Annotated in this window: 20 protein-coding genes; 17 read left to right on the top strand and 3 right to left on the bottom strand. The window is 40.7% G+C overall.

The window, feature by feature from the left end; all coding sequences use genetic code 11:
* Nucleotides 1-19 precede the first annotated feature (19 nt).
* The 4 genes from J7338_RS11995 to J7338_RS11980 are packed head-to-tail and all read left to right on the top strand — an operon-like array spanning nucleotide 20 to nucleotide 2,222.
* Nucleotides 20-637: a methylthioribulose 1-phosphate dehydratase gene (locus tag J7338_RS11995; RefSeq protein WP_210797275.1), complete on the top strand. Its 618-nt coding sequence runs from the start codon at nucleotides 20-22 to the stop codon at nucleotides 635-637.
* Nucleotides 634-1,320: an acireductone synthase gene (gene mtnC / locus J7338_RS11990; protein WP_210797274.1), complete on the top strand. Its 687-nt coding sequence runs from the start codon at nucleotides 634-636 to the stop codon at nucleotides 1,318-1,320. Before J7338_RS11995 ends, mtnC begins: the two co-directional genes overlap by 4 nt.
* Nucleotides 1,317-1,859 (top strand): 1,2-dihydroxy-3-keto-5-methylthiopentene dioxygenase, encoded by a 543-nt coding sequence (locus J7338_RS11985; RefSeq protein ID WP_210797273.1) that lies wholly within the window; start codon nucleotides 1,317-1,319, stop codon nucleotides 1,857-1,859. The genes mtnC and J7338_RS11985 overlap by 4 nt, the downstream gene beginning before the upstream one ends.
* A gap of 24 nt (nucleotides 1,860-1,883) precedes the next feature.
* A complete protein-coding gene (locus tag J7338_RS11980; RefSeq protein ID WP_210797272.1) occupies nucleotides 1,884-2,222 on the top strand; it encodes a gamma-glutamylcyclotransferase family protein in 339 nt (112 codons plus the stop codon).
* Here the strand turns inward: J7338_RS11980 and mtnA are convergent.
* Nucleotides 2,219-3,244, bottom strand: a complete 1,026-nt coding sequence (mtnA, locus tag J7338_RS11975) for an S-methyl-5-thioribose-1-phosphate isomerase (RefSeq protein ID WP_210797271.1) — start codon at nucleotides 3,242-3,244, stop codon at nucleotides 2,219-2,221. The genes J7338_RS11980 and mtnA overlap by 4 nt on opposite strands.
* A gap of 135 nt (nucleotides 3,245-3,379) precedes the next feature.
* On the opposite strand from mtnA, the gene mtnK reads away from it, so the two are divergent.
* Nucleotides 3,380-4,597: an S-methyl-5-thioribose kinase gene (gene mtnK, locus J7338_RS11970; protein WP_210797270.1), complete on the top strand. Its 1,218-nt coding sequence runs from the start codon at nucleotides 3,380-3,382 to the stop codon at nucleotides 4,595-4,597.
* A gap of 49 nt (nucleotides 4,598-4,646) precedes the next feature.
* On the opposite strand, the gene J7338_RS11965 is transcribed toward mtnK, so the two are convergent.
* Both J7338_RS11965 and J7338_RS11960 read right to left on the bottom strand, forming a co-directional pair.
* Nucleotides 4,647-6,128 carry an FMN-binding glutamate synthase family protein gene (locus tag J7338_RS11965; protein WP_210797269.1) on the bottom strand — a complete coding sequence of 494 codons (1,482 nt, stop codon included), beginning with the start codon at nucleotides 6,126-6,128 and terminating at the stop codon, nucleotides 4,647-4,649.
* A 114-nt stretch (nucleotides 6,129-6,242) separates the two neighbouring features.
* Nucleotides 6,243-8,021 carry a DUF885 domain-containing protein gene (locus J7338_RS11960; RefSeq protein ID WP_210797268.1) on the bottom strand — a complete coding sequence of 593 codons (1,779 nt, stop codon included), beginning with the start codon at nucleotides 8,019-8,021 and terminating at the stop codon, nucleotides 6,243-6,245.
* Between the two features lie 360 nt (nucleotides 8,022-8,381).
* On the opposite strand from J7338_RS11960, the gene J7338_RS11955 reads away from it, so the two are divergent.
* From J7338_RS11955 to J7338_RS11900, 12 genes are all read left to right on the top strand, one after another.
* The gene (locus J7338_RS11955; RefSeq protein WP_210797349.1) at nucleotides 8,382-9,368 is read left to right on the top strand and encodes a GGDEF domain-containing protein; all 987 of its coding nucleotides are present in this window, start codon (nucleotides 8,382-8,384) and stop codon (nucleotides 9,366-9,368) included.
* A gap of 102 nt (nucleotides 9,369-9,470) precedes the next feature.
* The gene (ubiE, locus tag J7338_RS11950) at nucleotides 9,471-10,226 is read left to right on the top strand and encodes a bifunctional demethylmenaquinone methyltransferase/2-methoxy-6-polyprenyl-1,4-benzoquinol methylase UbiE (RefSeq protein ID WP_210797267.1); all 756 of its coding nucleotides are present in this window, start codon (nucleotides 9,471-9,473) and stop codon (nucleotides 10,224-10,226) included.
* A 41-nt stretch (nucleotides 10,227-10,267) separates the two neighbouring features.
* Nucleotides 10,268-10,870 (top strand): ubiquinone biosynthesis accessory factor UbiJ, encoded by a 603-nt coding sequence (locus J7338_RS11945; protein ID WP_210797266.1) that lies wholly within the window; start codon nucleotides 10,268-10,270, stop codon nucleotides 10,868-10,870.
* Nucleotides 10,871-10,891: 21 nt separating this feature from the next.
* The gene (gene ubiB, locus J7338_RS11940; RefSeq protein ID WP_210797265.1) at nucleotides 10,892-12,496 is read left to right on the top strand and encodes a ubiquinone biosynthesis regulatory protein kinase UbiB; all 1,605 of its coding nucleotides are present in this window, start codon (nucleotides 10,892-10,894) and stop codon (nucleotides 12,494-12,496) included.
* Nucleotides 12,497-12,562: 66 nt separating this feature from the next.
* A complete protein-coding gene (gene tatA, locus J7338_RS11935; protein WP_210797264.1) occupies nucleotides 12,563-12,802 on the top strand; it encodes a twin-arginine translocase TatA/TatE family subunit in 240 nt (79 codons plus the stop codon).
* 5 nt (nucleotides 12,803-12,807) lie between these two features.
* Nucleotides 12,808-13,140, top strand: coding sequence for a Sec-independent protein translocase protein TatB (gene tatB / locus J7338_RS11930; protein ID WP_210797263.1), 333 nt, complete (start codon nucleotides 12,808-12,810; stop codon nucleotides 13,138-13,140).
* 47 nt (nucleotides 13,141-13,187) lie between these two features.
* On the top strand, nucleotides 13,188-13,931 hold the full coding sequence (gene tatC / locus J7338_RS11925) for a twin-arginine translocase subunit TatC (RefSeq protein ID WP_149982219.1): 744 nt from the start codon (nucleotides 13,188-13,190) through the stop codon (nucleotides 13,929-13,931).
* The gene (locus J7338_RS11920) at nucleotides 13,932-14,456 is read left to right on the top strand and encodes a hypothetical protein (RefSeq protein ID WP_210797262.1); all 525 of its coding nucleotides are present in this window, start codon (nucleotides 13,932-13,934) and stop codon (nucleotides 14,454-14,456) included.
* Nucleotides 14,456-15,238, top strand: a complete 783-nt coding sequence (locus tag J7338_RS11915) for a TatD family hydrolase (RefSeq protein ID WP_210797261.1) — start codon at nucleotides 14,456-14,458, stop codon at nucleotides 15,236-15,238. Before J7338_RS11920 ends, J7338_RS11915 begins: the two co-directional genes overlap by 1 nt.
* Nucleotides 15,239-15,240: 2 nt before the next feature.
* On the top strand, nucleotides 15,241-17,091 hold the full coding sequence (locus tag J7338_RS11910; protein WP_210797260.1) for a sensor domain-containing diguanylate cyclase: 1,851 nt from the start codon (nucleotides 15,241-15,243) through the stop codon (nucleotides 17,089-17,091).
* A 9-nt stretch (nucleotides 17,092-17,100) separates the two neighbouring features.
* Nucleotides 17,101-18,108 (top strand): porphobilinogen synthase, encoded by a 1,008-nt coding sequence (hemB, locus tag J7338_RS11905; protein WP_210797259.1) that lies wholly within the window; start codon nucleotides 17,101-17,103, stop codon nucleotides 18,106-18,108.
* A 141-nt stretch (nucleotides 18,109-18,249) separates the two neighbouring features.
* A complete protein-coding gene (locus J7338_RS11900) occupies nucleotides 18,250-21,003 on the top strand; it encodes an ExeM/NucH family extracellular endonuclease (protein ID WP_210797258.1) in 2,754 nt (917 codons plus the stop codon).
* The last annotated feature ends 51 nt before the right edge of the window (nucleotides 21,004-21,054 follow it).

Below are 21,054 nucleotides of genomic sequence, written 5' to 3'. Positions count from 1 at the left end.
AAATTAGCTAGAGGAATGTATGCATAACAATACCGCTATTTCAGAACTTATAGAAGCAGGAAAGTGGATCAGTCAACGTGGTTGGGTGCCAGCTACAGGTGGTAATTTTTCAGCGCGAACCAATACCGGCTTTGTAGTAACTGCCAGTGGTTTTGACAAAGGTCAATTAGGGTCGCATACCTTTATTGAACTCGATCATATAGGTAATCGTAGCGCTAGCGCCGCCAAACCCTCAGCTGAAACCGAATTGCATTTGTGCATGTATAAACTTATTCCTGCTGCTAATTATGTATTACACACTCATTCCATCGCCGCAACAGTATTATCTCGGGTTATTAAAGGTCACTGCCTAGACTTACACGGCTACGAAATGCAAAAGTCACTAACCGGCATTACTTCACATTTAGACACCTTGAGTATTCCAATCTTTGATAACGACCAAGATATTGATCGCTTGAGTTTATTAGTGAGCGATCACCACTTACACACGCCTATTGAGCACAGCGTGCTTATTCGCGGCCACGGTTTGTATGTAGTGGGTCGTACTATTGGTGAAGTACGCCGTCAATTAGAAGGCCTTGAATTTTTATTAGCATGTGAGATAGAACGCTTAAAATTAGTAGGATTAGAATCATGATCAAAGCACTGCTGACCGATATTGAAGGCACTATTACCCGTATTTCGTTTGTTAAAGAGGTGCTGTTTCCGTATGCCGCCGAACAACTTCCTGAATTTGTAAAAACTCAGCAAACACAAAGCACGGTAGCAGAGCAAATTACTGCCGTAAAAGCGATTATTGAACAGCCAGATGCCAGTATTGATGTCGTAATTAACACTTTACTTGAATGGATCCGTGACGATAAAAAAATCACCCCATTAAAACAGTTACAAGGTCTGATTTGGCAAACTGGCTATGAAAATGGCGATTTTACCGGCCATTTATACCCAGATGCCTACCAGTTTTTAGTTGCACAGCAACAAGCCGGCCAGCAGCTGTATGTGTATTCATCAGGGTCAGTAAAAGCACAGCATTTAATTTTTAACCACTCTGACTTTGGTGATATTCGCTCCTTATTTACTGATTATTTTGATACTCAAGTCGGCGCTAAACAAGAGCAACGTTCATATCACAATATTATTGAGCAACTACCTTTTGCCGCTAATGAAGTGTTATTTTTAAGTGATGTGGCAGCCGAGCTTGATGCCGCCAAAGGCGCAGGTTTAAAAACCTTGCACCTGATCCGTGATGGTCAAGCAAGCTCGCCTGCGCATAACTATATTAACGATTTTAGCCAATTCACTGTGGAGCATTTAGCATGAGCCAGCTGACTATTTTTGCTGATTGTAACGGCAATAATGCTTTATTAAACACTCAAGATACAGCACAAATTGCCACCGAGCTTAATAAAGTAAATGTACGATTTGAGCAGTGGCAAGCAACAAAAACGATTACTGCTGATACTAGCCATGAAGCTATTATTTCCGCCTATAACGCTGATATTGAACGCTTAAAGCAACAAGGTGGTTATCAAACTGTTGATGTAATTTCATTGGCTAAAGGTAACCCCTCAGCGGCGGATTTACGTGCTAAGTTTTTATTTGAGCACACCCATAGTGAAGACGAAGTACGCTTTTTTGTAAAAGGCCAAGGATTATTTTGCCTGCATATTAACGACAAGGTTTACCAAGTACTTTGCAAGCAGGGTGATTTAATTTCAGTACCAGAGCTTACTCCCCATTGGTTTGATATGGGCAGCGATCCTGAATTTACTGCGATCCGTTTGTTCAATAATACCGAAGGCTGGGTGGCACAAAGCACCGAATCTGAGATTGCTAAGCAGTTTCCTTTATTGGACTAGATATCTGTTAATAATGGAGTTTAAATGGAAAAGTTGTTTTCATACGGCACACTGCAATTAGAGCAAGTACAGCTTGATACCTTTGCCCGCTTACTCGAAGGCCAAGCCGATACACTACAAGGTTACGTAGTAGGCGAAGTTGAGATCACCGACGCCGCAGTGCTGAAAAGCAGCGGCCAGCGTTTTCACCCGGCATTAATTAAAACAGGCCAGCCAACAGATACAGTAACTGGCACTATATTTACTATCACCTTAGAGGAACTTGCTAACGCAGATAGCTACGAAGTTGATGACTACATCCGTATTGAAGAGTCATTTAGCAGCGGCATTAATGCCTGGGTGTATATGGCAAAAGGCTGTTAAACCAGCCTTTTTAATTCACCAGCTAACACTTGTTGTTGGTCATAAACGCCAGTATCGAGTACCCAGCCAGTAATAAGCTTAGCGGGGGTTACATCAAATGCGGGATTATATACGTTAGCATTTGTAGGTGCCCATAGCGCTTCACCAAAACTGCCGCTTACACCGCGCACCTCTGCTCCATTACGCTGCTCTATTTCAATGTCTGCACTGCATGCTGTGTTTACATCGAGGGTTGTTAGCGGCGCTACTACATAAAATGGGATGTTATGAAAATGCGCCAGTACTGCTAAGTTATAAGTACCCACTTTATTAGCAAAATCACCATTTGCAGCAATACGATCTGCACCGACAAAAATTTTATCAACCTTGCCTGCAGCCATTAAACTCGCTGCCATATTATCGCAAATTAAGGTGTAAGGGACTTGCCAGCGCTCTAATTCAAATGCAGTCAACCGCCCACCTTGCAACAATGGCCTAGTTTCATCTACCCACACATGAATGTCACCATGGCGCTGCTGCGCTTTATAAATCACCCCAAGCGCAGTGCCTATTCCTGCAGTAGCTAACGCCCCCGTATTACAATGAGTCAGAATATTATCGCCACTGTTAACGAGTTTTGCTCCGTGAGTTGCCATTTTCTCGCACAGAGCAATGTCTTCGTTGAACAGCTTTACTGCTGTGTTTATAACTTCAGCTACATAATCTTGCTGCTGTAATGCCACCCTTAGTTTCGCCATGCAATGCATTAAATTAACAGCGGTGGGACGCGTAGCTTCAAGGTCATCAATGGCTTGCGCTAAAACAGCTTTGGTTGTGTCTTGTTCAGCCAAATAAGCAATTAATAAACTAGCACCTAAACCAATCAATGGAGCACCACGAATTTTTAAACTCAAAATTAGCTCTCTCATGGTTTTTACATCACGGCATTCATGCCACACCTGTTGATGGGGCAATAAATACTGATCCAATACCATTAAGGTATTATTTTGGAATTTTAAGCTGCTAGCGATTAAATCTTGCATATGAGTTGGACCTACCAATATAAAATCTGCTGCTATTTTACATCAGTTTTAAAAACCCACAAGTCGGGAAGTATAGACTTCCAAACGGTTAAAGGTATAGAATGCTATTATTCCTGAATTAATAAGAGAAGCCCGATGGCCAAATACTTTGCGTTTAATGCCCAGCATGCGATTGATTATATTAAAAATCTTGTAAAAGAAGAGGGATATGATTTTTTTCAGCCAGATCAAACTTTAACTGCGTATGAGTTTGGTGATGGTAATTTAAACTTAGTATTTAGAATCAGTAATGAGCAAAATAACAGCGTTATATTAAAACAAGCACTGCCTTATGCTCGCTGCGTAGGAGAATCATGGCCATTAACACTTGATAGAGCACGAATTGAAGCTGAAGTGTTAGTTAATCATGGCGCTATTTGCCCTGAACACACAGCCAATGTACTGCATTATAACCCCGCATCAGCGTTAACTATTTTAGAAGATCTGGGTCATTTACAAATTTTACGCACCGCACAGATTAACGCAGAACACTTTCCATTGCTTGGCCAGCATGTAGCCCGCTATTTAAGTTATACGGGATTTTATAATTCAGATTTTTACTTAGCCGCTCAGGATAAAAAAGCGAAGGTCACTCAGTTTACCAACCCTGAACTTTGCCAAATTACTGAAGACTTATTTTTTAACGATATTCTGCGTGAGCATGAGCGCAATAACTACCCAAGCGAACTACAAAGCACAGTCAGTAAATTGCAAAATAATGCCGCACTTCATTTAGCAATTGCAAAACTTAAAGCAAAATTTTTATCGTGCCCGCAAACATTGCTACATGGCGATATGCATAGCGGTAGCATTTTTGTGGATCAAAACACTACCAAGATGATCGACCCTGAGTTTGGTTTTTTTGGCCCTGTAGGTTTTGATATTGGCTCATTTATCGGCAATTTATTATTAAACTATTGTGCCCAAAACGCCCGTATTAGTAAATTTATGAGCCGTCGTAACTACCACTCTCATTTATTAACCTGTGTACAAGAAAGCTACACTTTATTTGAACAACAGTGGCTGACATTTATTGCAGAGCAAACCACAGATAACAATTTAAAAGCTGCCGGATACGGTGAATATTTTATGCAACAAGTTCTACAAGATGCGATTGGTTATTGTGGGACAGAACTGATACGCCGCACTATCGGCTTAGCACACGTTGCTGACATTGATGGCATTGAAGATGCGCAGGCGCGTTTAGACGTACAGCGCCACATTTTAGCACTCGGTGAGCAGCTAGTACTCAACGCCCATACCTGCAATAACAAGGAAGAATTTTTCTCTTTATTAATCAGTCAATTGAATTAATCTTAAAGATTCAGTAAAAGGCGCTTAAAGCGCCTTACTTACTATTTAATTACTGATAATTCTCATACATTTTATCAAGCGGCTCTGACAGGCCGTTTTCTTGCACAACACGTACATGTTGTCGGCCGAGTTCACGGGCACTAAATACCCCGCATGAGTGGGCAATTAAACCCGCACCATAATGAATATACTTGTTATAGTTGGCGACACGCTGCGCTTTATCGGCGACATCTAAGCCACGTTGCAACCGCTCGTTGTGTGTGGTTATCCCTGTTGGGCAAGTGTCTTTATTACATTGCAGCGCCTGAATACAACCCAACGCAAACATATGACCACGTGCCGATACAACAAAGTCAGCGCCCAGCGCTAATGCCCAAGCAACTTTTGACGGCACAATCAGTTTACCTGATGCAATAACTTTAATACGCTCTCGCAGACCATGCTTTTCCAACATATTGACGACTAACGGTAAACTTTCTCTTAGCGGTAATCCTACTGAATCCATCAGCGGTTGAGGTGCAGCACCGGTGCCGCCATCAGCACTATCGATGGTAATAAAATCAGGTGCGGATTCAATACCCCGATGATTAATTTCGGCAAATAGCGTTTCCAGCCAGGCATAAGCACCAATCACCGCTTTAAAACCAGTCGGTTTTCCTGTGGTTTCTCGAACGGAAGCAATCATATCAAGCAAGTCGGCAGGGGTTTTAACTTCTGGGTGGCCATTTGGGCTAATTGAATCATGACCTTCGGGAATACCACGGATCGCAGCAATTTCAGCAGTCACTTTTTTGCCTGGTAGCATACCGCCTTTACCTGGTTTCGCTCCTTGGCTCATTTTAATTTCAAACATTTTTACTTGTTCATGGGCGGCTATTTTTTTGAGCTTTTCATGGCTTAATTTACCTTGCTCATCGCGCACACCATATTTAGCGGTGCCAATTTGAAATACGATATCGGCACCTCCTTCTAAGTGATAAGGGCTTAAACCACCTTCACCAGTGTTCATCCAACAGCCAGCCAGCTTGGCACCTTTTGATAACGCGCGCACCGCAGGTTTAGATAAAGCCCCAAAACTCATACCTGAAATATTGAATAGCGATTTAGTAATATAAGGATTTGGACAATGCGGCCCTAACGTAACGGCACTAGGCTCTAACGCCTCTTCATCTAAGGTAGGAAACGCGCAGTTCATAAACATCACTGTGCCGGTAACTTCTAAACTTTGGGTTGAGCCAAACGCGGTAGTGCGGTCAACATTCTTGGCCGCTTTATAAACCCAACTCCGATCGGCGCGGTTAAATGGCATTTCTTCGCGATCCATAGCAAAAAAATACTGGCGGAAAAACTCACCTTGGCGTTCAAAAAAATAGCGAAACCGACCTATCACTGGGTAATTACGTCTAATTGCATGTTTTGATTGAGTAACATCACTAATATAAAAATAAATAACCAGTAAAACTAAACAGCCAAATACTACAATAAATAAACTGGCAAACACATCAATACTAAAAACTATAAAATTGCTCATGCAACACCCCTTGCTGATTATTATTACAATAGAGAGCATATAAGTAGATTAAATTTCAAGCAAAAGGTTTTAATGGATCACTGCACTTATCACTGTGATCCATAGGTGTAAAAGCTAACTTTTTTGTTTAGCCAACTCAGTTTGAATATATTGATGAATTTGATCTTCTAACACAGACATCGGTACAGAGCCGTGACGAAGTATCTGATGATGAAACTCTCGCACATCAAAATCTTGCCCTAATGCTTGCTCTGTTTCTTTGCGCAATCGCTTAATGGTCAGCTCACCAATTTTATAAGACAGCGCTTGCGCAGGCCACGAAATGTAGCGATCAGTTTCAGTTTTTACGTTATGTAATGAAAGCGCGGTATTTTCGCTCATAAATTTCATCGCACGATCTCGGCTCCAGCCATACATGTGCATGCCTGTATCAACCACTAAACGGGCTGCACGCCACATTTCATAAGTTAGGCGACCAAAGTTACTATATGGATCTTGATAAAAACCCGCTTCAATGCCTAAGTACTCAGAATATAACCCCCAACCTTCACCAAATGCAGATAAATAAGCATTTTGGCGGTAACTGGGTAGGTTTTCTAATTCAGCATTAAGAGAGATCTGTAAATGATGCCCAGGTACAGCTTCATGAAAAGTGAGCGCTTCTAAAACATATAAAGGGCGCTTATCAAGTGCATAAGTGTTTACCCAGTAATAACCCGCTTGATCATCACGGCTCGAACCAGAGTAACGGCCAGTCGTGTACTTAGGCGCTATGCTTGCTGGCACAGGTACAACACCATAAGGCATCCGTGGTAAGGTATGAAATAGCTTAGGTAATTGTGCATCCATTTTTTTAGCTATGTACGATGCTTCTTTTAATAACTCTTCCGGTGTTTTAGCGTAAAATTGCGGATAAGTACGTAAAAAGTGCACAAATTCAGCAAACGTGCCTTTAAAACCAACTTGCTCAATAATCTTATCCATTTCAGCACGAATACGTGCTACTTCTTTTAACCCCAGTTCATGGATTTCTTTCGGGGTCATATCTGTGGTGGTGTAATACTTGGCACGATTGGCATAAAACGCAGCACCATTTGGTGTAGCAGAGATACCAATGTCTGTACGCGCCCCTGGCTGATACTCTTCATTAAAAAACGTTAAATAATTTTGATAAGCAGTAATCACCTGCTCTTTAATGATTTTTTTAGCTTGTTGCTGTAAAGCAAAAAACTCACTATCACTCAAACCAGCGGTATTATTTAAAAATGGTTTATAGAATTCAGACTCAGTAACGTCATCAACAATATAGGCACTGATAGAATCTTGATAGCCAATTAATACAGCCTTAGGTTGAGTTAAGCCAACTTCCAGCCCTTTACGCATCCAATCGATATTTTGCGCAAAAAACCGAGGCACTTGCTGCAAACGCTGTAAATAAAGCTGGTAATCAGCTAGTTTTTTATAATCTGAACTCGACACCATAAACGATAAACTAGAGTGAAAGCCATATTCAGAAGTCAGCGGCATATAATGGCTGTTAAATACATACTCATCGATGCTATTTTGTACTTGGCCGCGAATTATAGTGAGATTAATTTGATTTTCTTCACTGAGTTTGTCTTTATCTATTGCGTCTAACTGCGCTAATAATTCAGTGTTATGTTGGTATTTCTTTTCAAGAAACTCCGCAGATAAATTAGTTAACAAATAGCCACCAACACCTTGGGGATGACTGTACGGGCTGATACTTTCTCGATAATCAACGATAGATTGCGCCACTTGTGTGAATTGTTGATCGCTATTTACCGTGGTCATTTGGCAGGCTGTTAATGTACATGCCAAGGTGATACTTAACAGAGAATGTCGCACAACTAATGATGCCGATTTTTTCATAATATAAAGAGTCTGCTACATAAAACGTGATATTTAATTTAACCTAACCTAGCTAACTAAAATAACCAAAAAAATGCGACCAAGGGCAATAAATGCAAGGTTAAATTAACGACTGTTATTGTCTAGTAGTTAATCAGCCTTTAAATGACTGAGCGAGATTGTCGAGAAAACCAGCGGTTGAACGAGAAAAATAGAATTTTCGGCCCCAAATCACATCTTTTTACTTTTAAATATTCCCGATACAGATTAATGTAAGCTAATATCTAGCGCTAGGAATGCGTACGCATCTCATGGAGGGAGTTCTTTAATTTCACTGTTACGTATATTTAATTGGTGTATACAATGATGTTCCATGATTCCATGGCTGTTGCTCAAGAAAAAATGACCAGGGTATGTATCTTTTTAGAGCATCATGAATTACCACCGACCCCTCTGAATTATCACGTTATCTATACCTATATCAGCCAAATAAATTCTGATTTAAACACCACCATTGAGCGCGCAATTGCTCAAGGCCAAGAAATTGACTCTGTTTATATAGAGCAACTGTATTTCGATTATATGGATCAAGCTCACAAAACAGAAACTAGTATGGTTCGCAATGTGGACGGTATTATAAATTCATTATCACGAAGTGCGCACTCAACCGAAAAAGATATTATCCGTTTTGCCAGCCAAGTTAGTGATTGTGTACATTCTTTAGATGAAAATAATATTTCTCAAAGTCGCCAAGCGCTTGAGGCATTAAATAAACAAACCGCTCATTTACTCACGCAACATAAACAATTTAAACAAGAGCTGATCAAAGCAAAGCGATTACAAGAAAAAACCCAACAGCAACTCGTTCAATTACGCAAACAACATATTACCGATCAGCAAACCGGCTTATTTAAACGCCATTATTTGAATCAACAAACCCAACTCTGGCTGGACCAAAATAAATCGGTGTGTGCCATTGCCATCCAAATCGATAATTTAGATCATTTTATTGATAACTATGGTGATGTAATAGGTGAAGTGATTTTAAGTAAAGTCGCAAAGCAAATTCAAAAATATGTATTTGAAAGCGGCCTACCAGGGCGTACCAGCAAAGATGCTTTTACTATATTATTGGCTGATATTGACTCTGAAACAGCGAATGTGATTGCCGAGAAAGTCCGTAATGGCGTAGAGAAACTCCGCTTCGTTAGTTCTAAAAATGGCATTAAGCTGCCAGCAATCAACCTGTCATTAGGGATTGCCAAACACCAAGATGAAAAAGATTTTAATAACCTTGCCCGCAAAGCGTCCAATGCTGCATACAAAGCAAGATCACTTGGTCAAAGTAGCTTTATTGCTGGTCAATAATCGTTAATCAATTTGATCCACAAGCAATTTAACTAGATTCAAATTGCACCTCACAGGCACAATCAAGTACACTAGTCTTTATTACCACGATAGAGATTAATCATGAACGAGAATCCTAAAAAGACCACGCATTTTGGTTATAAAACCGTTGCCGAAACCGAAAAAGCTTCCATGGTTGCCGATGTGTTCCACTCTGTTGCAACTAAATATGATGTAATGAATGATCTCATGTCGTTTGGTATTCATCGCTTATGGAAACGCCAAACCATTGCCAGCTCAGGTGTGCGTAAAGGCCACCATGTGCTGGATCTAGCCGGTGGCACTGGCGACTTAACGGCAAAGTTTAGTCAACTTGTTGGTGATGCAGGCCAAGTTGTCTTAGGTGATATCAATTCATCAATGCTTAAAGTAGGCCGTGAAAAACTGCATAACCTAGGTCTTGTCGGTAATATTGACTACGTACAAATGAATGCTGAAGCACTGCCTTTTCCTGATAACAGTTTTGATTTAATTACCATTGCCTTTGGCCTACGTAATGTTACTGATCAGAATAAAGCACTTCGCTCGATGTACCGAATCTTAAAGCCTGGCGGCCGTTTACTGGTATTAGAGTTCTCTAAACCAGAACATGAGGTACTCAGTAAAGCCTATGATTTTTACTCATTCAACTTATTACCAAAAATGGGGGAGCTCGTTGCAAATGATGGTGAATCATACAAATATTTAGCTGAATCAATTCGTATGCACCCAGATCAAGAAACACTAAAAGCAATGATGAACGAAGCTGGGTTTGAGCAAACCACCTATCAAAATCTCACCGGTGGTATTGTAGCATTACATCGAGGCTTTAAATATTAAGCCTCACACCAGCTAGTAACGTTTATTGCTAAGGTATTGATATGTTAAATAATTTCATAGTCGCTATAATTGAACGTATTTTAAATACGGCAATTAAGCTTGACCCCGCCCTTAGCGACAGACTGTCGTCAATTGCCCAACAACGCTTATTAATTGATATACGCGATTGGCAACAACAATTTCTAGTGGTATTCACAGGTCAGCAACTGCATCTTTATAACACCACTGAGCAGCAATTTGATTGCATGATCAGTGCTGATATTCAAACATTAATGGTACTTAAAAACCCAGCAATGCTGACTCAATTAATCCGTCAAGATAAACTCGATTTACAAGGTGATCTAAACATTGCACAAGGGTTTAGCAATGCTTTCGCTGCACTTAATATAGATTGGCCTGAACACTTATCTGGATACTTTGGTGATGCGCCAGCCCAGCAATTATGGCAATTACTTAAGCAAGCGCAGCAACAAGGCAGAAAAATCAACAAGCAGCTCTCTTCAGCGCTTACGACTTTATGCCAAGACGAGCTCAAAGTGACTATTCACCCTTTAGAGCTTGAACAATTTAAGCAACACACGCGTCAACTGAAAAGTCATACTGCGCAACTGGAGTTGCGAATTAACCAATTACTTCAAAGCTAAATAAATCGGTAAGGATTATTTGTGTCAGCTGCTCGGCTTTATAACATCACTAAGACCCTTCTTAACTATGGTTTGGATGAACTGATCCCATCACAAAAAATACCTTGGTATGGCAAAGTTGGCCGTGCATGTCTATTTTGGCTAACCAATAAACACCCAGAAAAATCCCCGGGGTTAAGACTGCGCCTAGCATTACAACAATTGGGACCAGTGTGGATCAAATTTGGTCAGATGTTATCTACTCGACGCGATTTATTACCACTAGAGATCGCTTTAGAGCTGGCCTTACTACAAGATCAAGTACAGCCGTTTGATGGCGTGTTAGCACAACAGCTGATTGAAAATGCACTTGAAATAGATAATATCAGCGAATACTTTAGTGACTTTGAACAAACCCCTTTAGCTTCAGCATCCATTGCCCAAGTACATACCGCCACTTTAGTGGATGAACATAATCAACCACAAAAGGTGGTTATCAAAGTCATTCGCCCTGATATCAGAGAACAAATTGACGCTGATTTAGCATTAATGGAACAGTTTGCCAAAGTAGTGGCGAAGTTAATCAATGAAGCGAAAAGATTGCGCCCTGTTGAAGTAGTCAAAGAATATAAAAAAACCCTGCTTGATGAACTTGACCTGATGCGTGAAGGTGCAAACGCCATTCAATTAAAGCGCAATTTTGAAGGCTCTGATTCGCTTTATATTCCCTATGTTTACAGTGACTATAGTCGCGTAAATGTACTAGTCATGGAGCGAATCTACGGTATTCCAGTGTCTGATACTGAGGCATTAGTTGCGCAAAACACTAACATGAAACTACTAGCTGAACGCGGTGTAGAAGTTTTTTTCACCCAAGTGTTCCGTGATAGTTTTTTTCATGCTGATATGCACCCTGGTAACGTATTTGTATCTTATGAGAGCCCCGAAAACCCTAAATTCATTGGTATTGACTGTGGTATTGTTGGCACTTTAAACAAAGAAGACAAACGTTACTTAGCCGAAAACTTTATTGCCTTTTTTAATCGCGATTATCGTCAAGTTGCACAATTACACGTCGATTCGGGCTGGGTCCCTAAAGACACCAGCGTAGAAGAATTTGAGTTTGCAATTCGCACTGTCTGCGAGCCGATTTTTAATAAGCCATTAGCAGAAATTTCATTTGGCCATGTCTTAGTTAACCTATTTAATACCGCTCGTCGCTTTAATATGCAAGTTCAACCGCAATTAGTTCTGCTACAAAAAACCTTGCTGTATGTTGAAGGCCTTGGGCGTCAGCTATATCCGCAACTAGACTTATGGAAAACAGCTAAACCCTTTTTAGAAGACTGGGTAAAACAACAGGTTGGCCCTTGGTCGGTATTTAAACAGGTATATGCAAACTTGCCATTTTGGGCAGAAAAAATGCCCGAGTTACCTGATTTGATTTACCACAACCTAAAACAACAGCGCAACAGTCCTGCACCATTGCCACAGCCATCACACAAACCATTATTACTTGGTCTTTTTGCTGGCTCAGCAATGATAGTCTCAGGGTTATGTTATTTGCAGCATGACCTTGTCGCTACAAGTATTGCTGCGATATGCTCTTTAAGCGGCTTTATACTTGCTTGGCGCAGCACTGCATAAACTAAGTGCTATTTAGTGCTCGGTGAGTATAATCAGTACAATGTATTTAATTAAGTGGAGAACATCATGGGTTTTGGCGGCATTAGTATTTGGCAATTGTTAATTGTTTTAGCAATCATAGTGTTACTCTTTGGCACAAAAAAATTGCGTGGCATTGGTGGTGATTTAGGTAACGCTATAAAGGGGTTTAAAAAAGCAGTCTCTGAAGATGAGCAAAATAAACCAGCAGAACCAATTGAACAAGCAAATAACCCAATACAAAATAAAGAGTCTGTTGATAAAAGTAAAGAAGACCATAAGGCTTAATTAGCATGGGTATGTGGGAACTTGTTGTGGTATTAATCGTCGGCTTAGTAGTACTTGGGCCTGAGCGTTTACCGGTTGCTATTCGTACAGTTAGCCGTTGGGTAAAAACTATAAAATCGTTGGCTAATTCGGTTAAGGCTGAAGTCAACGAAGAATTAAGAGTGCATGAGTTACACCAAAATTTAAAAAAAGCTGAACAACAAGGCATGCAGGACTTAAGCCCAGCAATAAAAGACTCGATCAGCGAATTGCAAAAGGCAGCGGATTCGGTTACCCACAGTTATAAAAAAAAACCTTCTGAGCAAACAGAAAAAGTGAATGTTGATGAACAAAAATGAAATTATTTTTGTTAGCTATGGTCTATATATCGGTAACGAGTTAAATTATGACTGAACAAGTTAAATCAGGCTTTGTAAGTCATTTAATTGAATTGCGAAATCGGCTTATGAAAGCCTTATTAGCTATATTGGTATTTTTTATTGCGCTGGTTTACTTTGCGAACGATATTTACGGTTTTGTAGCGGCCCCATTAGTTGCGCACTTACCAAGTACAGCAACCATGATCGCTACTGATGTAACAGCACCGTTTTTTGCGCCGTTTAAGTTAACCTTATTTGTCGCTTTATTTGCAGCGTTTCCATTAATATTACACCAAATATGGGGCTTTATTGCGCCAGGGTTATACCAACATGAAAAACGCATGCTAATGCCTGTTTTAGCATCTAGCATTATACTTTTTTATAGCGGTATCGCATTTTGTTACTTTGTAGTACTACCCATCATTCTTGGCTTTTTTACTAGCGTTGGCCCTGAGATGATGACGTTGGCACCAGATATTAGTAGCTACTTAAGTTTTGCGTTGAAGCTATTTTTTGCTTTTGGGGTCGCTTTTGAAATTCCTGTAGCGATCATGCTGCTGTGTTTCAGTGGCGCTACCACAACACAAAGTTTAAAAGAAAAACGCCCTTATATTGTGGTTGGTGTGTTTGTTGTAGCAATGTTTTTAACGCCACCGGATGTACTATCACAAACATTATTAGCATTTCCCATGCTACTGTTATTTGAATTGGGTTTAATTTTAGCATCATTTTATAGCGCTAAACCCCAGCAAAATGAGTCAGAGGAATAAATGAAAAAACAACTACTCTCTATACTTGCCTTATTAAGCATTCCCACTGTTCATGCCAATGAAGTTAACTTACAAGCTTTACAAGCATGTACATTTGTAGAAAATGACTTCAATCGTCTGCTTTGTTATGACAACACTATGGCGGGTAAATCATTAAGTAAGCCAGCAACAACAAAAACCTTAACCCCACCTACCAACTCAGCAGCCCCTAACGTTGGCGCACCAACAGCTGTAGCCAATGAGCAAATAGTTAAGACTAAAAATGACGATTTTGGTTTAGAACACAAAGAAGTAGCAAAAGAAAACGACAATGAAATATCAGCCGTCGTTAGCAACGTCAAAGAAGCGCCTTACGGTGAATTAATTATTAATTTAGACAACGGTCAACAATGGCGCCAAATTGGCTCAGATAACTTGCGTATCAACCAAAATGATACCGTAATTATAAAGCGAGGTATGTTCAATTCCTTTTTATTAAAAAAAGCAGGTCAGAATCATTCGATCCGCGTTAAGCGCACTAATTAATGAGCACTCATCTAATTGATGCTGGCGTAAACCTCACCAATCATCAATTTAATGATCAACACCTAGCTATCATTACTCGTGCAAAAACGCAGAATGTTAGCCAAATGCTGTTAATTGGTTGCAATATAAACTCCAGCCAACAAGCCTTTGAGTTAGCACAACAGTACAAGCTACTTGCTACCGCAGGTGTGCATCCCCATGATGCAAAATCGGCTGATAAAAAATTAGAAACACAATTGCGCACTCTCGCCGTAAACTCAGAGGTTGTAGCGATTGGTGAATGCGGATTAGATTACAACCGCGACTTTTCTCCCCGCGAGATTCAACGCTCCGTGTTACACCGACAACTCGCTTTAGCGGTAGAGCTAAACCTTCCGGTATATTTACATGAGCGCGACGCGAGCGAAGATATGTTGGCAATACTGCAACAGTATTCGGTGCGTGGAGTACTACATTGCTTTACTGGTGATCATCACACCTTGGAACAATACTTATCGCTAGGTTTATATATTGGTATTACTGGTTGGGTCTGTGACGAACGTCGCGGTAAATCACTGCAACAACTGATTCCTACGCTGCCATTAGAGCGCCTATTAATTGAAACGGATGCACCATTTTTGATCCCTCGCTCGTTAACACCAAAACCCAAATCTCATCGAAATGAACCAAGCTATTTACCACATATATGCCAAACTATTGCGTCCTTAAAAGGCTTAGAGTTTGCAACTGTTGCAAAGCAAACTACACTTAACTTCCAACAGTTATTCAACCAGAAGGGCTGATAATGAAGCGTGTTTGGTTGCTGCTTTATAGCTTTGTACTCATTTCATTTTCGGCCAACGCAACGCAGCTCACCTTAGATAAGCACTTTAAACAGCTTTTAAATATTCCTTTCGAATATTCCCTACAACCTTTCACCGCAGAGCAAGCGAGGCTGGCCCCAAGTCAGCAATGGCAACAGCTTTCAGAGCAATCTCTTAATTTAGGACTCACAAATCAAACCGTTTGGCTGCGCCTGCAACTAGTTAACACTGATAGTTCAGAGCTACCAATTTTATTGTCCATTGATAACCCGTTATTAGATAAGGTCGCTGTATATCATTACTTTAAAAAAAACACATTGTTGTTTAAAGAGATTGGTGATGTATTACCGCTCAATAACCGACAAATTAAAACAGAATCATTATTAGTAAAGCTAACACTACCACCGAAGAGTAATTCAACATTATTACTTCGTGTTAAAAGTTTAGATGGTGTCAGGGTGCCACTTAGTCTTTGGCAGCAGGATGAATATTTAAAAGATAAAAGTAACTTTAATTTAATGTACGGCCTGCTAGTTGGGTTTATTTTATCTTTAGCAATCACTTGCTTAGTCATGTTTGGTGTTTCACGCAAGCGCTACTTTGCAGTCTGTGGCAGTATTTTAATCACTTTATGGTTATTACTAATCTACTTATATGGCTTTGGTTATCGCTATTTTCACCCGACTTTACCTAGCCTGCAGCAGCTAGCTGTACCTAGTATACTGATATTAACAACTTGCTTATTCAAACTACTATTTGAACAATTACGCCGGTCCACAAAAACAGCGCTGCAGCCCTTACATAGATTAAGCAACTGGTTACTTTTTATCAGCTTATTTTTTATTTGGTTACTCCCAACAGATATCATGCTGCATTACAGTCTACTTATGCCAGTGCTGATTATGCTGTTGCACATCGCTGCGCTAGGGATCGATATTAAGCAACAGCGAACGCAGCCTCTATGTGCACTATTATGTGGCGCGTTAATGTTTTTTTCCGCACAGCTTTACATGATTATTGTTGTATTTGACTTCTATGATTTTAATGCCCGTGGTTTACCGTTTGTATTTTTTAGCTTTTTAACCTGTTCTCTCAGCTTAAGCTTTGCCACCATTAAGCATTTTTTAATCGAACGCGATGCCCAAGTTACTGCCCAGCAAAGTAAAATTGCCCAAAGTGAAGCACAAGATGCCTTATTGCAAGAACGTTTAACACTGCAAGAACAAGCCAGGTTAGATTTAGAAATAAATATAGAAGAGCGCACGTTTGAACTTCAAGTTACACTGCGTGAGCTTGAAGAAAAGAATCGTGCACTCGAACAAATCAATATGGAAGATCCATTAACACAAATAAAAAACCGTCGCTATTTTGATAAAAAGCTAGTGATGGATTTGCGTCGTTCTCGTCGAGAGCAAACACCTTTAAGCGTGATAATGCTCGACATTGACCACTTTAAGAGCATTAATGACACATATGGACACTTAATTGGCGACCAAACGATTCGTGCAGTAGCTAACATTATAAAAAGCCATTTAAAACGCCCACTCGACGAAGTAGCCCGTTATGGTGGCGAAGAGTTTGTGGTTTTACTCCCCAGCACCGTCCTCGACGGTGCAGTAGAAATAGCAGAGCAAATCCGACAAACAATCATGGATGCCACAATCACAGTTGCAAACAATGAGATAAAATTTACTATTAGTGCAGGGGTGTATAGCGCCATCGCTGAAGACATTCATAATCCGGGATTATTCACCGACTACGCTGACAAAGCACTTTATCATGCTAAGCAAAGTGGGCGTAATCGTGTAGTTAGTTTTCCAATTTTAGACTAGGAGCAAATAATGGCCCAATCAGGTCTCGATCTTTTCCCTTATACTCGCATGCGCAGAATGCGCCGCAATGATTTCTCTCGCCGCTTGATGGCTGAAAATCAACTCAGTGTAAATGACTTAATTTACCCAGTATTTGTACTTGAAGGTAATAACCGCCGAGAAGCAATTGAATCCATGCCAGGTATAGAGCGCTTATCAATTGATTTATTACTTGAAGAAGCCCAAGAATTAGTTGAGCTTGGTGTACCAGCGGTAGCTATTTTTCCTGTTACCCCAGCAGATAAAAAATCACTAATGGCTGAAGAAGCTTACAACAGTGATGGTTTAGTACAGCGTACTGTACGCGCATTAAAAGAAGCCCTCCCTGAGTTGGGAGTAATAACTGATGGTGCTCTTGATCCGTTTACTACGCACGGGCAAGACGGCATCATTGATGATCAAGGCTATGTAATAAACGACATTACAACCGAGATTTTAGTCAAACAGGCGCTATCTCATGCAGAGGCCGGTGCTGATGTTGTTGCTCCATCAGATATGATGGATGGCCGCATTGGTGCAATTCGCGAAGCCCTTGAAGCAGATGGATTTATCCATACACGTATTATGGCTTACTCTGCCAAATATGCGTCAAGCTACTATGGCCCATTCAGAGATGCAATTGGCTCCGCTAGTAACTTAAAAGGTGCCGACAAGAAAACCTACCAAATGGACCCTGCTAATTCTGATGAAGCCATTCGTGAAGTAGCGCTGGATTTACAAGAAGGTGCGGACATGGTAATGGTAAAGCCGGGCATGCCGTATTTAGATGTTGTACGCCGGGTTAAAGATGAATTTGGTGTGCCTACCTTTGCTTACCAAGTCAGTGGCGAATACGCGATGCATAAAGCGGCGATTGATAATGGCTGGCTTGCTGAGGAAGCAACGATTATGGAGTCATTACTTGCATTTAAACGTGCTGGCGCTGACGGTATTCTTACCTATTTTGCAAAACAAGCCGCACTACTGCTTAAAAAATAAGCCTCATAGATGGATAAGCTTGGAAAGGGCTATTTATCGCCCTTTTCATTTTCATATCATTAACATTTTGTATTTTCTTTGTCATAAATTTTCCTTAAACTGTTCGTCCCATTCGGGCCACAATACACGGGAAAAATAATAATGTTCAAAACAAAAATAACACCATTGGCGCTTGTCATTGCAAGCCTCAGTGCGCCAGTTTCCGCTAATTTAATTATTTCTGAATATGTTGAAGGCGGTGCTAACAATAAAGCAATTGAGCTTTTTAATACCTCTGGCGAAACACTATCTCTTGATGGCTATAACATTTCACTTTACGCCAATGGCAATGGCGACCTAACAAATCCAAATAATACACTGGATCTATCAGGTAACTTAGCTGCCGATGGCACCTTTGTAATCGTTAATGCAGGCTCTGTAGGTGAACTTAAAGCGAAAGCTGATATGGAAGCTACCGTTACTTATTTTAACGGTGACGACGCCTTAGTCCTAACTAAAGATGGTGTTATTGTAGATAGCTTTGGTCAATTAAGTGTTGACCCTGGTAGCGAATGGTCAGTAGGAGGGGTTAGCACCAAAGACAAAAGCTTACGCCGTAAATCTGAAATAACATCTGGCCGTACAGATGCAACTGCCGTATTTGATCCAAGCGAGCAATGGCTACAATTTGATAAAGATGACTTTTCTGGTATAGGCTTCCATGGTGAAAACAACCAACCAGATCCCGAGCCAGAACCGGATCCGTTAGTACCATTAGAATGCGGCGCAACTAAAACCTTGATCAGCGCTGTACAAGGTGAAGGCGGTGATAGCCCTCTATTAAACACAGAAATTGAGCTGGAAGGCGTTGTAACTGCTGATTTTCAAGGTAGTGAGCAATTAAGTGGCTTCTTTATTACATCGCTTGATGCCGATATTGATACAAACCCACTTACTTCTGAAGGCGTATTTGTTTATTTTGCAGATACCGATGTCAATATTGGTGACCACGTGCGCGTTAAAGGCAGTGTCGCTGAATACTTTAATGCCACCCAAATTGCTAATGTTAGTCAAGTGGAAGTATGTTCTACAGGCTTAATGCCAACAGCAACAAGCATCACTCTCCCTGTTAATGATGTAGCCGATTTAGAAGCCTATGAAGGCATGCTGGTTTTATTAGAACAACCACTGGTTGTTAGCAATAACTATGGTTTAGGCCGTTATGGTGAAGTAGGCCTTGCCACAGAACGCTTATATCAAGGTACACAAATAGCCCTTCCTGGTGATGCAGCTAACACTGTTGAGGCCGAAAACATCAAGAAACAAATCCTACTTGATGATGGTTCAACGAAACAAAATCTTGACCCAGTTTCTTACCCTAGTACTGGCTTAGACGCTTATAGCACATTACGTTTAGGTGATTCAGTTAACGCAATCACCGGTGTTATGGGTTACAGCTTTGATCGCTATCGCATTCACCCAACAGTACAACCAACTTTTGTGGCAACTAACCCACGTATCAATGCACCAGAACTACACGCCGATGCGGATCTTCGTATTGCAAGCTTTAACGTGCTTAATTACTTCAATGGTGACGGTCAAGGCGGTGGGTTCCCAACTAGCCGTGGGGCTGACAGCGAAGCTGAGTTTATCCGCCAACAAGCGAAAATTGTCAGTGCACTTGTTGCTATAGAAGCTGATGTTATCGGCTTAATGGAAATCGAAAACGATGGTTTCGGTGCAAATAGCGCTATTGCTAGCCTTGTTAATGCGTTAAACGATGAAGATAGCAATAATGAATACGCCTTTGTTAATTTTAACGTAGATAAAATTGGTACTGATGAAATTACTACCGCGCTTATTTACCGTGCAAATAAAGTAGTACAAGTAGGTGCTGCGGCTATCACAACCCAATATCCATTTGACTATAGTAACCGCCCACCTATCGCACAAAGCTTCAAATCACTTCAGTCAGAAGAAGTATTCACTGTTGCTGTAGCGCATTTAAAATCCAAAGGTAGCTGTGGTAGTGCCGATGGCAATAATGCCGATTTAGGCGATGGCCAAGCATGTTGGAATGAGATCCGCGTTGCGGGTGCCAATGCTTATGCTGACTGGCTTGATAGCAAGCCAACCGGTGTAGACGATGAAGATATCATTTTAGTCGGCGATATGAATGCCTATGCGATGGAAGATCCAATACGTGCATTTGCAGATAAAGGATTTAAAAATGTCGTTGCAGAATTAGATGGTAACACTCTTGGTTATTCGTATAGCTTTTCTGGCCGTATGGGCAGCCTAGATCATGCTGTTGCTAGTCCAAGTTTACTTGCTAAAGTTGTTGCAGCGGCAGATTGGCATATCAATGCTGATGAGCCGATCAGTCTGGATTATAACGTAGAGTTCAAATCTGATTCTCAAGTTGCTAGCTTGTATTCAGAGAGTGCTTATCGTGCCTCTGATCATGATCCTGTAATTATTGATATTCAATCTACACCTGCTGTAGAGCCAACGCCTGAGCCACAAGCACCAGTGCTAGAGCCTGAGCAGAGTTTTAACATCACTGAAAATAGCCCTATTGGCACTGTCATTGGTCAATTGAGTTTTAGTGATGCCGATGCACAGTACACACCAGTTATTGGCTTCATTGTATCTGGCCACGATGCAGTAACTATAAATGAGCAAGGGCAACTAATCGTTGCTGGTGATTTAGACTATGAGTTTGAAAGAAAAATCACATTAATGGTACAAGCAAAAGACAGTGCTGGTAATTTATCAAATGCGCAGCTTGTTTACATTAATATCGCTAATGATGAGACTGATGACGAAGACGATGACTCAGGTTCATTATTTTGGTTAACGTTACTTGCGTTCCCGTTAACGCTCCTACGCCGTAAAAAACGTAATACAAACTAAACTCTGTTTGCAATAAATTTATTATCCAGAGTTCAGATTAACAAAAAACCC

The organism is Pseudoalteromonas ostreae, assembly GCF_018069805.1.
GTDB lineage: Bacteria > Pseudomonadota > Gammaproteobacteria > Enterobacterales > Alteromonadaceae > Pseudoalteromonas > Pseudoalteromonas ostreae.
The sequence above is the reverse complement of the archived record's forward strand: the minus strand, read 5'-3'. Positions and strand labels throughout refer to the sequence as shown.

Bases quoted from the DNA above. Each gene is read 5' to 3' on its own strand.
- J7338_RS11955 (WP_210797349.1), top strand. From the start codon at position 8,382: ATGGCTGTTGCTCAAGAAAAAATGACCAGGGTATGTATCTTTTTAGAG.
- J7338_RS11965 (WP_210797269.1), bottom strand. From the start codon at position 6,128: ATGAGCAATTTTATAGTTTTTAGTATTGATGTGTTTGCCAGTTTATTT.
- J7338_RS11910 (WP_210797260.1), top strand. From the start codon at position 15,241: ATGAAGCGTGTTTGGTTGCTGCTTTATAGCTTTGTACTCATTTCATTT.
- J7338_RS11900 (WP_210797258.1), top strand. From the start codon at position 18,250: ATGTTCAAAACAAAAATAACACCATTGGCGCTTGTCATTGCAAGCCTC.
- tatA (WP_210797264.1), top strand. From the start codon at position 12,563: ATGGGTTTTGGCGGCATTAGTATTTGGCAATTGTTAATTGTTTTAGCA.
- tatC (WP_149982219.1), top strand. From the start codon at position 13,188: ATGACTGAACAAGTTAAATCAGGCTTTGTAAGTCATTTAATTGAATTG.
- J7338_RS11995 (WP_210797275.1), top strand. From the start codon at position 20: ATGCATAACAATACCGCTATTTCAGAACTTATAGAAGCAGGAAAGTGG.
- hemB (WP_210797259.1), top strand. From the start codon at position 17,101: ATGGCCCAATCAGGTCTCGATCTTTTCCCTTATACTCGCATGCGCAGA.
- J7338_RS11985 (WP_210797273.1), top strand. From the start codon at position 1,317: ATGAGCCAGCTGACTATTTTTGCTGATTGTAACGGCAATAATGCTTTA.
- J7338_RS11980 (WP_210797272.1), top strand. From the start codon at position 1,884: ATGGAAAAGTTGTTTTCATACGGCACACTGCAATTAGAGCAAGTACAG.
- mtnC (WP_210797274.1), top strand. From the start codon at position 634: ATGATCAAAGCACTGCTGACCGATATTGAAGGCACTATTACCCGTATT.
- J7338_RS11920 (WP_210797262.1), top strand. From the start codon at position 13,932: ATGAAAAAACAACTACTCTCTATACTTGCCTTATTAAGCATTCCCACT.
- J7338_RS11945 (WP_210797266.1), top strand. From the start codon at position 10,268: ATGTTAAATAATTTCATAGTCGCTATAATTGAACGTATTTTAAATACG.
- mtnK (WP_210797270.1), top strand. From the start codon at position 3,380: ATGGCCAAATACTTTGCGTTTAATGCCCAGCATGCGATTGATTATATT.
- J7338_RS11960 (WP_210797268.1), bottom strand. From the start codon at position 8,021: ATGAAAAAATCGGCATCATTAGTTGTGCGACATTCTCTGTTAAGTATC.
- mtnA (WP_210797271.1), bottom strand. From the start codon at position 3,244: ATGCAAGATTTAATCGCTAGCAGCTTAAAATTCCAAAATAATACCTTA.
- tatB (WP_210797263.1), top strand. From the start codon at position 12,808: ATGGGTATGTGGGAACTTGTTGTGGTATTAATCGTCGGCTTAGTAGTA.
- J7338_RS11915 (WP_210797261.1), top strand. From the start codon at position 14,456: ATGAGCACTCATCTAATTGATGCTGGCGTAAACCTCACCAATCATCAA.
- ubiE (WP_210797267.1), top strand. From the start codon at position 9,471: ATGAACGAGAATCCTAAAAAGACCACGCATTTTGGTTATAAAACCGTT.